This window comes from Pseudomonas saxonica (assembly GCF_007858365.1).
GTDB lineage: Bacteria > Pseudomonadota > Gammaproteobacteria > Pseudomonadales > Pseudomonadaceae > Aquipseudomonas > Aquipseudomonas saxonica.
Genome location: NZ_VFIO01000001.1, coordinates 82482 through 95603, shown reverse-complemented (window position 1 = coordinate 95603; position 13122 = coordinate 82482). Strand labels below are relative to the sequence as shown.

Below are 13122 nucleotides of genomic sequence, written 5' to 3'. Positions count from 1 at the left end.
TATGTCCTTTACCCAAAAGCACCTCGACGCCGTTGAGTCGGCCATCGCGCGCGGCGAGAAAACCGTGCGCTTTGCCGACCGTACCGTGGAGTACCGCACGGTCGATGAGTTGCTCAAGGCCCGCGATCAGATCCGCACTTCGCTGGTCGCATCAGCCGGACCGCGCTCAAAAGTGGTCCGGCTTTACCACGGAGGCAAGGGACTCTAATGGCGCGCCAGTATCCAACCCTGACCCGCAACGGTTTCCTGTTGCCCGAACGGATCAAAGCCAGTTACGAAGGGGCCGGTGAGGGCAGGCGCTCGGCCAGTTGGGACGCGCCGGACATCGGCATCAACAGCCTCAACACCCCGACCTTGCGCAACCTGCGCGCCCGTTCACGTTCGGCGGTGCGCAACGATCCTTACGCGTTCAACGTCATCGACAAACGCGTCAGCAACCTGATCGGCACCGGCATCACCCCTCGGCCTAAAACCGAAGACGATGCCCTGCGCAAATTGCAGCAAGACCTGTGGGATGACTGGGTCGACGAATCAGACGCCGATGGCCTGACTGACTTCTATGGCCAGCAGGCGCTGATCGCCCGCACCGTCGAAACCGCCGGTGAGTGCTTTGTCCGCTTGCGGCCACGCGGTCTGGACGAGAATCTGGCAGTGCCATTGCAGCTCCAGGTACTCGCCCCGGAGTTTGTGCCACACGACAAGTTTGAGCCGTACAAAAACGGCAACAGCATCCGTGCCGGGATTGAGTTCAACCCGGCGCACAAGCGCGTGGCGTATCACATGTACCGCGTCCACCCGCGTGATGCCTCGTCGCTCAATGCCGGCTACAACCAGCTGGTACGCGTACCGGCTGAACAAGTGCTGCACATCTTTGAACCGGTCGAACCCGGCCAGTTGCGCGGCGTGCCGCGTTTGTCGCCGGTGCTCAAACGCCTGCGCAGCCTCGACAACTACGATGACGCGGTGCTGTTTCGCCAAGAAGTGGCCAACCTGTTCGCAGGCTTCATCTCGCGGCCACCGCCCGAAGCCACACAACAACCGCGCGATCCGATCACCGGCTTGCCGCTGACCGAAGACCGCGACGGCTTCACTCCGATGGTCGCACTGGAACCCGGAACCATGCAGGAACTGGGGCCGGGCGAGGAGGTGGAGTTTTCCAAACCACCAGACGCGGGCAACAACTACCCGGACTTTATGCGCCAACAACTGATGGCCGCTGCGGCCGGTACCGGCACGCCTTACGAAATCCTCACTGGCGACATGCGCGAGGTCAACGACCGGGCGCTGCGCGTGGTGCTTAACGAGTTCCGCCGTCGTCTGGAGCAACTGCAATTTGGCGTGTATGTGCACCAACTTTGCCGCCCGGTGCGGGCCGCATGGCTGGACATGGCCGTGCTCGCGGGTCGCCTGACATTGGTCGACTACGCGCAACGGCGTCGCGAATACCTGCGCACTCGCTGGGTGCCGCAAGGCTGGGCCTATATCCAGCCGGTGCAAGACATTCAGGCGCGAATGATGGAGGTCAACGCGGGCTTTAACTCCCGCAGCGAAATGGTCCTGCGTCAGGGCTACGACGCCGAAACCGTCGACGAAGAAAACGCCGCCGACCAAAAACGCGCCCGCGAGCTGGGCCTCAACTACAAAACACTGGTCGACCTGCCCACCGAACCGGCCGACAAGGAGACGCCATGAACAGACTACGCATTTTCAACAAGGCGGCAGACCCCGCGCCGCCGCAAAACAAACACTGGTACAGCCTAAAGGCTAGCGGCGAGGCTGAAGCTCGCAGCATTGAGGTGTATGTCTACGGCGAGATCGGCACCTGGGGCATCACCGCCAACCAGTTTGTGCGCGATCTGGCAGCGCTCGATGACGGTGTGTCGCCGATTGTGGTGGCGTTCAACAGCATTGGCGGTGACCTCTTTGACGGCTTGGCGATTCACAACGCGCTGTCGCGGTTGGGCGAGCGTTGCACCGGGCGGGTCGATGCGCTCGCAGCCAGCGCGGCCAGTGTCGCGGTGTGCGGCGCGCACAAGGTGGTGATCGCGTCTAACGCCATGTTGATGATCCATAACCCGTGGACCTATGCGGCAGGTGACGCCGAAAACCTGCGCAAGGTCGCCACGGCGTTGGATCAGGCGATGGAAGCCATCATCGCGGCGTACAAGGCCAAGGCGCCGAACATTGATGAAGTCGAACTGCGCCGACTGGTTAATGCCGAAACCTGGCTCACCGCAAGTGAAGCGGTGGCCCTGGGGCTGGCCGATGAAGTGGGCGAGGGCGTCAAGGTCAAAGCCTGTTTGGGGCAGGGTGGCGCGTTGCAGCGTTATCAGCATGCGCCGCAAGCCTTGCTGGCTCAGTTGGACGAGCCGCCAGAACAACCGCCAGTACCGGAGCCTGAACCCAAACCAGAACCGGAAAAGCCGCCCATTGTGGACTCGGCAGCATTGGCCTTGCTGATCACCCAAAGCTGCAACACGGCCGGGATCAGCAGCCTGATCGAACCCATCATCAACTCCACCAAACTGGCCGACGAAGCCACGGTCAACGCTGCGATCAGCAACGCCAAGGCCGTGCGCGACCTGTGCGTAGCGGCGCGTTTGCCCGAGTTTACTCAACAGTTCGTCGCGTCCGGTCTAACCGCCGAAGCGGTGCGCGGTCGTCTATTCGACAAACTGGTCAGTGGCGGCGGGTTTGAGATCGACAACAGCCTACCGATCAACGACGACCCAGCGCCGAAAACCCAGGCCAAGCAACCTGACACCAACGCGATTTACGCGGCCCGTCGCGCCGCCCAGACAGGGGTAAAAGCATGACCATCAAACATGAGCAGATCCACGCGGGTGAATTCCTGCTCTCGGAAGGCGCGGGCAACATCTCCCGCGAAGCCATCAACGTGGCCGCAGGCCCGGCATTGAACCCCGGCCAAGTCCTTGGGCTGATCACTGCTACGGGTGAGTTTGCCCCGTACGTGCCGACCGCCGAAGACGGCAGCCAGACCGCCGTCGCCATTCTGTATGGCCCGCTGGGAGAGTCCGACATCGTGCGCCGTGGCCGTGCGGTGGTGCGGCTGGCCGAGGTCAGCGAAGCGCACCTGACCGGCCTCGATCCCGAAGGCGAGAAATCGCTGGCCGAACATTTTGTGATCGTGCGCTAAGCCAACCGCCCCCTTATTGCACCCCGCCACCGAGCGGGGTTTTTACTTTCTGGAGAGTCCTAATGGCCGACATCGCCATCTTTGAAGACGATGCGTTTTCTGTTTCGTCGCTGACCGCTGCCATCAACGAACAACCGTACCAGCCCGGCCGCCTGAGCAGCCTTGGTCTGTTTCAGGAGGAGGGCATCACCACCCTCACCGTGCAGATTGAAAAAGACGGCGACACCCTGGCATTGGTGCCGGCCGGTGAACGCGGTACCTCGGGCCTGATCGTCGGGGCGAGCAAGCGTACATTGATCCCGTTCAACACCGTGCACCTGCCGGAACGCTTCACCATCAAGGCTGACGAGATTCAGGGCATTCGCGCCTTCGGCACCCGCAGCGAACTGCAAGCCGTACAGGACGTGGTCAATGCCCGCTTGCTCAAAGCGCGTCGTCAGCTGGATGTCACCCACGAATTTCAGCGGGCCGGCGCGTTAAACGGCCTGATTCTCGATGCCGATGGGCAGACGGTACTGCTGAACCTCTACGACCGCTTTGGCGTCAAGCAACAGAAAATGTCGATGGGCTTGACCGTCAAGGACACAGACTTCCGCGTTAAATGCGGTGAAGCATTGGACATGCAAGAGGATGCGCTGGGCAGTGTCACCAGCACCGGTGCCCGTGCGTTCTGTGGCAAGAATTTCTGGAACAAAATGATGGGCCTCGAGGAGATCAAGGCCACTTACCTCAACTCCGCGCAAGCCGCCGCGCTGCGTGGTGATGCCCGCGAAAGCTTCGAATATGGCGGCATTGTCTGGGAACGCTATCGCGGCAAGATCGCGAGCGTGGCATTCGTCCATGACGACAAAGCCCTGCTCGTACCCGAAGGCGTGCCTGACCTGTACATCTCGGCCTTCGCTCCGGCCGACTACATGGAGACGGTTAACACCCAGGGCATTCCGTACTACAGCAAGATCGAACCGATGCCGTTCAACAAAGGCATGGCCGGCGAAGCGCAGTCCAACCCGCTGCACATCTGCACCCGACCCCGCGCACAGATCCTGCTGGAGTTGTAGGCGTGGGCATCCGTGATCTGGTGGCCGACATCGACAGCGTGATCTTCGACGTGCTGGCCGACACCGGCCACATTGAAGGCCGCGCCGAGCCGGTGCTGGGCATGTTCTCGGCGCCGTGGAAACAGCCGCAAATCGGCCGTCTCAATACCGGCCTGCGCGAACCGCATTTTGTGGTGCGGGTCGCGGACTCGGACGGCCTGAACAAAGGCCTGAAAGTCACCGTCGACCTGCCAGCGCTGGACGGTGGCGGCGATTACGATCTGTTGCAACTGGAACCCAGCGGCGACGGGCTGGTGTCTCTGATCTTGAGGAAACGTCCATGAGTATTGGCAGTTTCAGTGAAGTCAAAAAGAACAGCGGCATGCTGCATATTCAGGCCTCAGCCGAAGACCTCAAAGCCTTCGCAGACTTGGCCACCCTGGTGCCCGGCGCTGCGGCCAAAGCGCAACGCCGGGCGATCAACAAGACCTTGGGCTGGTTACGCACCCACATCGCCCGGGCCGTGGGCAAGCAGGAGCGCATCGCGGTCAAGGCGGTGCGCCAACGCTTGCGCAGCTATCCGGTGGACGGCGGCGCACTGCGCGGCAAGTTGTGGTTCGGCATCAACCCGCTTGAAGCCAGTCGGTCAGGGCGTGCCCGGCAGATAAGGGCCGGGGTGTCCGTGGCCGGGCGGCGTTACCAGGGCGCGTTTTACAAAAAGGTCTACGGCAATCAGGCCGAAGTGTGGATTCGTACCGCGAGCAAACACTTTGACCCGGCGGATTACCCTGACAGCAACGTCACCTCTCAGACCGGGCCCAGCTCCGGGTTTGTCGGTGAAAACAGCGACCGCTTTCCGTTGGCCAAAGCCAAAATCTCACTGGAAGCCGTGCGACCCCACTTTGAAGCCTGGAGCCGCAAAGCCGACGACCGTTTGATACAGATCCTCAAACAAGAGATGAAATTCGAACTGCAAAAATACTTGAAGGGGACGCGCCGTGTCTGAGCAACCCTTTAGCCTCGACCAGCTGTATCAGGCCATCGAGCAGCAAATTGAGCAGCATTTGCCGGGTGTACAAATGGTCGGATTCTGGCCGGACGTTCAGCACCATATCCCGCTGCCCGCCGTGTTTCTCGACATTGCCGAGATCGAACCCGGACAGGACGCAGGCACCGGACAAACCACCCTGACCATCACCTTTGAAGCGCGGGTGATAGTCGACGTGATTCGCGCTGACCATTACCCGCGAGCGGTGCATCTGGCCACGCAACTGGCCGTGCTATTGCGTGCTCAATACTGGGGCTTGCCCGTGCAAGCCGCAGAGTTCCAGCGCTCGACCCAAGACTGGACGCGCCCCGAACTGGACGGCTACACCGTATGGCTGGTCGAGTGGACACAAACCGTCTACCTCGGTGAGCTGTCGTGGCCGTGGCCCGATGAGCCGCCCGGCACCTTGATGATTAGCGTCAATGGCGAAGACCCTGTCGCCCCCGAGGATCTGTAATGAGTTACGCCACCGCTGAACATGACCGAATGATCGCGGCCATGCTGATCCCGTGCTACGTGGTCGCCGTGGACTTGGCTGCATCGCCACCGGCCTGTCGGGTATCTACCGGCAACTGGACCAGCGCCTGGGTGCGTTGGCACAGCGTGGCGGCAGGCAAAGCCCGGCACTGGCGCGCGCCGAGCCTTGGCGAGCAGGGCGTGCTGTTAAACCCCAGTGGTCAAGCAGGCATGGGCACCTTTGTGCCGGGCTTGTACGGCGACGCCGGTGCACCGCCGGATAACCGCGACCATGTCGAAGTGTGGCGATTTGATGATGGCGGCTCGCTGGTCTACGACTGGCAAGCCAAGAGTTACACCATCGCCTTGCCCAGCGGCACCGTGACCATTGCAGTGGGTGGCAGCACGGCCTTGGTGACGGACAGCGCAATTACTGGCAAGGCCGAGGCGATCAACCTGACCGGGAAAATCACCCTGAATGGCGACGTGGTGATCAACGGATCGAGCTTCACCCACAACGGAATGAATGTCGGATCGACACACACCCATAAAGGCGTAACTCCCGGTGCGGGATTAACGGGCACACCGTCTTAACCAACCTCGCTACGGCGAGTTTTTTATTACCTAGAGAACACCATGAGCAAAACACCTGACGACAAAGCCACCGTCCCGGCACTGGAAAAGAACGCCCCGGTATTGAGTCCGGCTCGCGTCTTTCGCGACAAGGTCTACACCTCGCGCACCTTGATTCTGCCCAGCGGCGCCGCGCTGCCTGTCGCCAAAGGCCGCGTCAATGCAACCACCGACGACCAGCTGCAATACCTCAGCACCCACCCGGACTTTGAACGCCTCACGGAGTAACCCGCCATGATCGGAATGGATCGCCACACCGGCGCGGCCCTTTCCGGCGTTGAGCATTTGCGCCAATCCATTGCCGACATCCTCACCACCCCGGTGGGCAGTCGGCGCATGCGCCCGGCCTATGGCTGCCAGTTACGGCGCTTTGTCGACATGCCGATCACGGCGGGCTGGAAAAGCGCGGTGCAGGCCGAAGTCGCCCACGCCCTGAACCTCTGGGAGCCGCGCTTTAAATTGCAGTCGGTGCGCGTCTCGGCGGTGCTCGAAGGTGTCATCAGTTTCGAACTCAAAGGCCAGTACCTGGGCGACGCCGTAGCAATGGAGGTGAGTGCATGAGTATCGTGGATTTGTCGGCCCTGCCGTCACCGGAAGTGCTGGAATCGCTGGACTTTGAAGACGCCTATCAGGAGGAACTGGCGGTGTTTCGCGCCTACATGGGCGACAACTGGAACGCGGCGCTGGAGAGCGATCCAGTGGTCAAGCTGCTGGAGCTGGGCGCGTATCGCCGGTTGCAGATTCGGGCGCGGATCAACGACGCCTCCAAGTCGCTGCTGCTGGCCTACGCCCAGCGCACCGACCTCGATCACCTCGCGGCCAACGTGCGGCTCAAGCGTTTGGTGATTCAGGAAGCCGATTTGCAAAGCGTGCCGCCAGTGCCGCAGGTGATGGAACTGGACGACGCGTTACGCGAGCGCATCCAGTTGGTGTACGAGGGTCTGACCACGGCCGGGCCGCGCAACAGCTACATCCTGCATGCGCGCAATGCCTCGGCGCTGGTGGCCGATGCGCAGGCCGAAAGCCCAAGCCCGGCTCAAGTGGTGGTCACAGTGCTGCATCTTGAGGGCAACGGCGTGGCCGACCCAGCGCTGCTGGCCAAGGTGCTCGAGCACCTGAGCGATGAAGATATTCGCCCGGTCGGGGATCGTGTCACGGTGCAAAGTGCCGAAGTGAAGGAATACCGCATAGACGCGGTGTTGCACATGGCCGGTACCGGCTCTGAAAACGAAGCGATTCTGGCCGAAGCGACACGGCGCCTTGCGGCATGGATCAACCCGCGTCGGCGACTCGGCGTGGAAGTCGCCCGCTCGGCGATTGATGCGCAACTGCACATCACCGGCGTCAGCCGTGTGGACTTACCGGGCTGGGTCGACATTCCACGGGCCAAACATCAAGCCGCTTACTGCACCGGCTACAGCGTGACCCAAGGCGGTGCCGGATGAGCCTGCTGCCGCTCAACAGTACCCAACTGGAACGGGGCATCGAAGCGGCCATTGATCACAACCCGGTGATCCCGATTCGCACCCTGTACAACGCCCGAACGTGCCCGGCGCACTTGCTGCACCAGTTGGCGTGGGCATGGTCGGTGGATCGCTGGGACAACCGCTGGAGCGAACAGACCAAGCGTGCCGCTATAGAGGCGGCGTTTTTCATTCACGCGCACAAGGGCACTATCGGCGCACTGCGCCGCGTGGTCGAGCCGCTGGGCTATCTGCTGGAAGTAATCGAGTGGTGGCAGACCGTGCCACTGGGCGAGCCGGGCACCTTCGCCCTCAAAGTCGGCGTGCTGGAAACCGGCATCACCGAGGAAATGTATCAGGAGCTAACGGCCCTGATCGACGACGCTAAACCGCTTAGTCGCACGCTGACCCAGCTGGTAATCAGCCTCGAAAGCACCGGCAATATCAATGTGTTTACCAGCTTGTACGAAGGCGAGGTGATCGACGTTTACCCACCGGCACCCCGCGACATTGAGGTCACTGGCCACTACGGCCCGGCTGGCCGGGAACACCACATCGAAATCCTGGACGTGTACTCATGATTGATCAAAGCAGCCAGTTTATGGCGATTCTCACCGCCGTGGGTGAGGCCAAACAGGCCAATGCTGCCGCGCTGGGCCTGCCGTGGACGTTTACCCAAATGGGCGTCGGTGATGCCAATGGGGCAGATCCTCAGCCCAGCCGAACTCAAACCAAACTGATCAACGAGCGCCGCCGCGCGCCACTGAATCAGATCAAGGTCGATCCGAAAAACACCAACGTGATCATCGCCGAACAGGTGATTCCGGAAAATGTGGGCGGTTGGTGGATTCGTGAAATCGGTCTGTATGACGTGGACGGTGATCTGGTGGCGGTTGCCAACTGTGCGCCCAGCTTCAAGCCTTTACTGGAGCAGGGCACCGGCAAAACCCAAGTGGTGCGCATCAACTTCATCGTCACCAGCGCGGCCAACGTTACGCTCAAGATTGACCCGAGCATAGTACTGGCGACCCGTCAGTACGTGGATGACCGGATCATTGAAGTACTACCGCCGACGCGTACCCCGGGCAGTTACACCAAAGTGTTGATCGACAAGCGTGGAGTGGTGATTGAAGGCAGCAACCCGGACACGCTCGCCGAAAACGGCATCAAGGATGCGTACACCAAAACGCAGACCAATGAAGCACTGGCCCTTAAAGCCCCCATTAACAGTCCCTCACTCACGGGTTTACCCACTGGTCCCACAGCACCCAGTGATAGCAACACCCAGCAACTGGCGAACACTGCCTTTGTACAGGCTGCCATTCGCGCGGTGATCGCGGGTGCCCCCGGTGCGCTGGATACGCTCAAGGAACTTGCGGAAGCTTTAGGTGGTGATCCGAACTTTGCTAACACCATCATCAATGCGTTGGCAGGCAAGGCGGACAAGGCCACGACCTTGGGCGGGTACGGCATCGCCGATGCGTATACCCGCACTTATATGGATGAGCTGTTAAACCTCAAAATCAACCGTGACTTTGTCAGCGACATGGGATTGGCCTCCGACAATCCATTGGTGCCGTATATGCGGCAAATCTCTACAGGCCGCAACATCGTACTGTCAGTGGCCGGGCACGGTCACAATTTTATGGATTTGGGGGGTAAACCCAGTACTTTGAGTGGTTATGGCATCACGGATGGTTATACCAAAGCGGAGGTGAATGAACGGGTTGAGCGGTGTCCCTTGCGCGACAACATTACTGACGTAGGGTTGGTAAATGGCGAGGCTAACAAACCCTATTTTCGATTGGAAAAAGACCGGTCAATACTTAACTTGGCGGTTGCAGACCATAAGCACACATTCTCAGCGCTTACTGAAAAGCCAACCAGCGTAGCGGGCTTTGGCATTCAGGATGTTTACACCAAAAGCCAGTTAGACGAGCTGATAAAGTTCCGACTTGCCCGAGACCAAATCACAGCTGCCGGATTGGTAGCTGGCAATCCCGCACTTCCTTACTTTCGTGACGAAGCTACGGATGGACTGATCTATCTGGGACTTCGTGACCACTCGCATCCCGATATGCTCGTAACCCTCAATGCCAAGGTTTATGCCGACGACATTACCTACGTTGGAGTGGTCAGTAACAATAAAAACATGCCCTACATGCGGCACAAAGATTCCAATGAACTTATTCGCCTGGTAGCCGAAACTAACTTGCCGCGAAACACGGGAACTTCCGGGCTGCCAGGGTGGTGGAAGTGCGGGGACACCGGACAGATCCGGCAACGGGTGAGTGTATTGATTGGCGATTTTGGTCCTTCTCTGGCCACTGCGGTCACATGGCCCATCGCGTTTCCCAATCAGTGCAGCAGCGTCACCCTGACGCTGCGTCAGGCCAATACCGGTAACTCTGCAGGTACCTCTATGGCGTACTCCAATGCCACAACAGCCGGTTGTTCTATTCGGTTGGATGAGTGGGCCGCCATGGTGCAATCAACCGAGCTGACATTGGTCATTGAAGCGGTGGGCTACTGAAATGAAAACGTACTATCACGCGAAAACAGCCGCCTTCTACATGGACGAAGTGCATGGCCCACGAACGATCATGGTCGATGATCCATTCTGGACTCGGCCGCTATTAGAGGTGCTAGCCCCATCCACAGATGACCTTGAGACGGAACCTGTTTTTATCTCCATACCCGATGAAAAAGCCTATCCGCCGCAGGTTGAAATAGCGAACCCTGGCTGTAGCTTGCCGCCCCTTAATGAGCTGGTCGAAATTAGCCAGGCCCGGCATATCGAGCTGCTGCACGCTCAAGAGCGTGGAAGGGTGATCGTTCCTGATGCCCACGGTGCACCCATCGACAGCCCGCCACCGGCGCTGAGTGATGAGCAGCAGGTGCAGCGCGAGCGAGCTTGGCGCGATCAGATGTTGGCTGCCACAGACCCCTTGGTGGTTCGCCATCGTGACGAAGTGGAAGCCGGACAGCCGACGACCTTGAGCGTTGATCAATACCAGCGTCTTCAGGTCTATCGACTCGATTTGCGCCATTGGCCAGAACATCCCGAGTTTCCGGCGCTCGCTGCTCGTCCGCTTATACCGGAGGACTTAAAAGCTCTGCTGCAATAATCACCCCGCACCCCGGTGCGTTTTGTATCCCTCGGTTGACCCACACAAGCCTCGCACTGCGGGGCTTTGTCGTTTCTGGAGCATGACCCTATGAGCACAACCAGCCGTTTTCACGGCGTTACCGTCGCCCTTGTCGACACGGGCGCGCGCACCATTGCGCTGCCGTCGACCTCGATCATCGGCCTTTGCGACACCTTCACCGTCAGCCCGGCCGCATCGGCCAAACCCAATGACCTAGTGCTGCTGACCAGCGAACGCGAAGCCGTCGCCGCGTTTGGTGAAGACGCGGCCATCACCCGCGCGGCCAAGGCGGTGTTCTTGAAAGCCAAAGCCGTGATCGTCGCCTGCGGCGTAGCCGTGCTGGAAGACGCCGCGCTGCAAACCTCGGCCATTATCGGCGGCGTCCTGGCTTCGGGACAGCGTACCGGCCTGCAAGCCTTGCTCGACGGCAAGAGCCGCTTTAACGCCCAGCCGCGCCTGCTGATCGCGCCCAAGCATTCAGCCACTCAAGCGGTGGCCACCGCGATGGACGCGCTCGCCGGCAAGCTACGCGCCGTTGCGATTGTCGACGGCCCGAACACCACCGACGAAGCCGTACTGGCCTACGCGCAGGAGTTCGGCAGCAAGCGCATTTACATGGTCGACCCGGGCGTGCAGCAGTGGGACACGATTACTAGCAAAACCATCGACGCCCCGGCATCAGCATTCACCGCTGGCCTGTTTGCCTGGACAGACACTGAGTACGGCTTCTGGGCTTCGCCGTCGAACAAGGAGTTTGTCGGCATCACCGGCACTTCGAGGCCGATCGAGTTTTTGGACGGCGACGAAACCAGCCGTGCCAACCTGCTCAACAACGCCAACATCAGCACCATCATTCGCGACGGCGGCTATCGCCTGTGGGGCAACCGCACCCTGTCGACCGACTCCAAATGGGCTTTTGTCACGCGTGTGCGCACAGTCGACATCGTGATGGACGCGATTCTGGCTGGGCACAAATGGGCGGTCGACCGCTCGATCACCAAAACCTACGTCAAGGACGTGACGGACGGCCTCGAAGCCTTTATGCGCGACCTGAAAAATCAGGGCGCGGTGATCAACTTCGAAGTCTATGCCGACACCGCGCTCAACACGGCCAGCCAGTTGGAGCAGGGCAAGGTGTACTGGAACATTCGTTTCACCGACGTGCCGCCTGCCGAGAACCCTATTTTCCGCGTCGAAGTTACCAACCAGTGGCTGACCGAAGTGCTGGAACCCACCGCCTAAGGAGGCCGCTCAATGATTCCTCAAGTGCTGTATGACACCCACCTGTTTATGGGCGGGATCAGCTTTGCCGGCGACGTGCCGTCCGTGACCCTGCCCAAGCTCACCGTTAAAACCGAGTCCTTCCGGGGCGGTGGCATGGGCGGTGAAATCGAACTGGACGTGGGCCTGGAAAAACTTGAAGCCAACTTCGTCACCATTGGCGTGCGTCGCGAGGCCATGAAGTATTTCGGTCTGGCCGACCAGACCAGCGGCAACGCGGTGTTTCGTGGTGCCTTCAAAGGACTTGGAGGCAAAGTCACTCCCGTCATTGCAACCATGCGCGGCCTGCTCAAAGAGCTGGACATGGGCGATTGGAAGCCCGGCGAAAAGGCCGAAAGCAAGTACGCCATGGCGCTCCAATATTACAAATTGGAAGTCGATGGTCGGGTTATTTACGAAATCGACATGGTCAATTGCGTGCGCGTGATTGATGGCGTCGACCAAATGGCAGATGTACGCAGCGCCCTGGGCCTCTAAGGAAATCTCGCATGACCACCACCACTGAAAAGAAAGTACCGAGCTGGCTCAAACTGAGCGACGAAGGCGTCACCGTGACCCTGCGTTATCCGACCGAGCTGAACAATGTCAAAACCGACACCCTGGTGATGCGCGCACCCACGGTGCGCGATGTGCGCGCAGCCGGTGCAGTCTCCGGCGGCGATGCCGAAAAGCGTGAATTGCAGTTGTTTTCCAGCCTGACCGAAGTCGCCCCCAACGAGCTCGAAGGGCTCAAGGTGGTGGACTACAACCGCGTGCAGGAAGGCTATTTTCGTCTGGTCGACGAAAGCGAACTGTAACCCCGTCACCCTGAAACAACTGGCCAAGCGCTTGGCGTCGGAAACGAGTTTTTCCGCCGCCGAGATCATGGCCATGCCGTTCTCGGAAATGATCTGGTGGC

At 60.1% G+C, this 13122-nt stretch carries 18 protein-coding genes; all 18 read left to right on the top strand.

The window, feature by feature from the left end:
* Nucleotide 1: 1 nt before the first annotated feature.
* The 18 genes from FJD38_RS00455 to FJD38_RS00370 all read left to right on the top strand — a co-directional run bounded on the left by FJD38_RS00455 (nt 2) and on the right by FJD38_RS00370 (nt 13021).
* Nucleotides 2-208: a phage head-tail joining protein gene (locus FJD38_RS00455; protein WP_146383620.1), complete on the top strand. Its 207-nt coding sequence runs from the start codon at nt 2-4 to the stop codon at nt 206-208.
* Nucleotides 208-1692 carry a phage portal protein gene (locus FJD38_RS00450; protein WP_146383619.1) on the top strand — a complete coding sequence of 495 codons (1485 nt, stop codon included), beginning with the start codon at nt 208-210 and terminating at the stop codon, nt 1690-1692. Before FJD38_RS00455 ends, FJD38_RS00450 begins: the two co-directional genes overlap by 1 nt.
* Complete coding sequence (locus FJD38_RS00445; RefSeq protein ID WP_146383618.1) at nt 1689-2816, top strand: head maturation protease, ClpP-related; 1128 nt, start codon at nt 1689-1691, stop codon at nt 2814-2816. Before FJD38_RS00450 ends, FJD38_RS00445 begins: the two co-directional genes overlap by 4 nt.
* Nucleotides 2813-3157: a head decoration protein gene (locus tag FJD38_RS00440; RefSeq protein ID WP_146383617.1), complete on the top strand. Its 345-nt coding sequence runs from the start codon at nt 2813-2815 to the stop codon at nt 3155-3157. Before FJD38_RS00445 ends, FJD38_RS00440 begins: the two co-directional genes overlap by 4 nt.
* A gap of 62 nt (nt 3158-3219) precedes the next feature.
* A complete protein-coding gene (locus FJD38_RS00435) occupies nt 3220-4215 on the top strand; it encodes a major capsid protein (protein WP_146383616.1) in 996 nt (331 codons plus the stop codon).
* Between the two features lie 2 nt (nt 4216-4217).
* Nucleotides 4218-4538: a head-tail joining protein gene (locus tag FJD38_RS00430; RefSeq protein ID WP_146383615.1), complete on the top strand. Its 321-nt coding sequence runs from the start codon at nt 4218-4220 to the stop codon at nt 4536-4538.
* The gene (locus tag FJD38_RS00425; protein ID WP_146383614.1) at nt 4535-5200 is read left to right on the top strand and encodes a hypothetical protein; all 666 of its coding nucleotides are present in this window, start codon (nt 4535-4537) and stop codon (nt 5198-5200) included. The genes FJD38_RS00430 and FJD38_RS00425 overlap by 4 nt, the downstream gene beginning before the upstream one ends.
* Nucleotides 5193-5699 (top strand): hypothetical protein, encoded by a 507-nt coding sequence (locus FJD38_RS00420; protein WP_146383613.1) that lies wholly within the window; start codon nt 5193-5195, stop codon nt 5697-5699. The genes FJD38_RS00425 and FJD38_RS00420 overlap by 8 nt, the downstream gene beginning before the upstream one ends.
* On the top strand, nt 5699-6292 hold the full coding sequence (locus FJD38_RS00415) for a phage baseplate assembly protein V (protein ID WP_146383612.1): 594 nt from the start codon (nt 5699-5701) through the stop codon (nt 6290-6292). The genes FJD38_RS00420 and FJD38_RS00415 overlap by 1 nt, the downstream gene beginning before the upstream one ends.
* 42 nt (nt 6293-6334) lie before the next feature.
* Entirely contained in the window at nt 6335-6559 is a 225-nt protein-coding gene (locus FJD38_RS00410; RefSeq protein WP_244302690.1) for a hypothetical protein, read from the top strand.
* Between the two features lie 6 nt (nt 6560-6565).
* Nucleotides 6566-6892, top strand: a complete 327-nt coding sequence (locus tag FJD38_RS00405; protein WP_094992962.1) for a GPW/gp25 family protein — start codon at nt 6566-6568, stop codon at nt 6890-6892.
* Nucleotides 6889-7776, top strand: a complete 888-nt coding sequence (locus tag FJD38_RS00400) for a baseplate assembly protein (protein WP_146383611.1) — start codon at nt 6889-6891, stop codon at nt 7774-7776. The genes FJD38_RS00405 and FJD38_RS00400 overlap by 4 nt, the downstream gene beginning before the upstream one ends.
* Complete coding sequence (locus FJD38_RS00395; RefSeq protein ID WP_146383610.1) at nt 7773-8375, top strand: phage tail protein I; 603 nt, start codon at nt 7773-7775, stop codon at nt 8373-8375. The genes FJD38_RS00400 and FJD38_RS00395 overlap by 4 nt, the downstream gene beginning before the upstream one ends.
* A complete protein-coding gene (locus tag FJD38_RS24720) occupies nt 8372-10327 on the top strand; it encodes a phage tail protein (RefSeq protein WP_244302689.1) in 1956 nt (651 codons plus the stop codon). The genes FJD38_RS00395 and FJD38_RS24720 overlap by 4 nt, the downstream gene beginning before the upstream one ends.
* A gap of 1 nt (nt 10328) precedes the next feature.
* Nucleotides 10329-10922 (top strand): phage tail assembly chaperone, encoded by a 594-nt coding sequence (locus FJD38_RS00385; protein ID WP_244302688.1) that lies wholly within the window; start codon nt 10329-10331, stop codon nt 10920-10922.
* Between the two features lie 90 nt (nt 10923-11012).
* On the top strand, nt 11013-12185 hold the full coding sequence (locus tag FJD38_RS00380; RefSeq protein WP_146383609.1) for a phage tail sheath subtilisin-like domain-containing protein: 1173 nt from the start codon (nt 11013-11015) through the stop codon (nt 12183-12185).
* Between the two features lie 12 nt (nt 12186-12197).
* Complete coding sequence (locus FJD38_RS00375; RefSeq protein ID WP_146383608.1) at nt 12198-12701, top strand: phage major tail tube protein; 504 nt, start codon at nt 12198-12200, stop codon at nt 12699-12701.
* An 11-nt stretch (nt 12702-12712) separates the two neighbouring features.
* Nucleotides 12713-13021: a phage tail assembly protein gene (locus FJD38_RS00370; protein ID WP_146383607.1), complete on the top strand. Its 309-nt coding sequence runs from the start codon at nt 12713-12715 to the stop codon at nt 13019-13021.
* The last annotated feature ends 101 nt before the right edge of the window (nt 13022-13122 follow it).

Bases quoted from the DNA above. Each gene is read 5' to 3' on its own strand.
- FJD38_RS00455 (WP_146383620.1), top strand. From the start codon at position 2: ATGTCCTTTACCCAAAAGCACCTCGACGCCGTTGAGTCGGCCATCGCG.
- FJD38_RS00450 (WP_146383619.1), top strand. From the start codon at position 208: ATGGCGCGCCAGTATCCAACCCTGACCCGCAACGGTTTCCTGTTGCCC.
- FJD38_RS00445 (WP_146383618.1), top strand. From the start codon at position 1,689: ATGAACAGACTACGCATTTTCAACAAGGCGGCAGACCCCGCGCCGCCG.
- FJD38_RS00440 (WP_146383617.1), top strand. From the start codon at position 2,813: ATGACCATCAAACATGAGCAGATCCACGCGGGTGAATTCCTGCTCTCG.
- FJD38_RS00435 (WP_146383616.1), top strand. From the start codon at position 3,220: ATGGCCGACATCGCCATCTTTGAAGACGATGCGTTTTCTGTTTCGTCG.
- FJD38_RS00425 (WP_146383614.1), top strand. From the start codon at position 4,535: ATGAGTATTGGCAGTTTCAGTGAAGTCAAAAAGAACAGCGGCATGCTG.
- FJD38_RS00415 (WP_146383612.1), top strand. From the start codon at position 5,699: ATGAGTTACGCCACCGCTGAACATGACCGAATGATCGCGGCCATGCTG.
- FJD38_RS00410 (WP_244302690.1), top strand. From the start codon at position 6,335: ATGAGCAAAACACCTGACGACAAAGCCACCGTCCCGGCACTGGAAAAG.
- FJD38_RS00405 (WP_094992962.1), top strand. From the start codon at position 6,566: ATGATCGGAATGGATCGCCACACCGGCGCGGCCCTTTCCGGCGTTGAG.
- FJD38_RS00400 (WP_146383611.1), top strand. From the start codon at position 6,889: ATGAGTATCGTGGATTTGTCGGCCCTGCCGTCACCGGAAGTGCTGGAA.
- FJD38_RS00395 (WP_146383610.1), top strand. From the start codon at position 7,773: ATGAGCCTGCTGCCGCTCAACAGTACCCAACTGGAACGGGGCATCGAA.
- FJD38_RS24720 (WP_244302689.1), top strand. From the start codon at position 8,372: ATGATTGATCAAAGCAGCCAGTTTATGGCGATTCTCACCGCCGTGGGT.
- FJD38_RS00385 (WP_244302688.1), top strand. From the start codon at position 10,329: ATGAAAACGTACTATCACGCGAAAACAGCCGCCTTCTACATGGACGAA.
- FJD38_RS00380 (WP_146383609.1), top strand. From the start codon at position 11,013: ATGAGCACAACCAGCCGTTTTCACGGCGTTACCGTCGCCCTTGTCGAC.
- FJD38_RS00375 (WP_146383608.1), top strand. From the start codon at position 12,198: ATGATTCCTCAAGTGCTGTATGACACCCACCTGTTTATGGGCGGGATC.
- FJD38_RS00370 (WP_146383607.1), top strand. From the start codon at position 12,713: ATGACCACCACCACTGAAAAGAAAGTACCGAGCTGGCTCAAACTGAGC.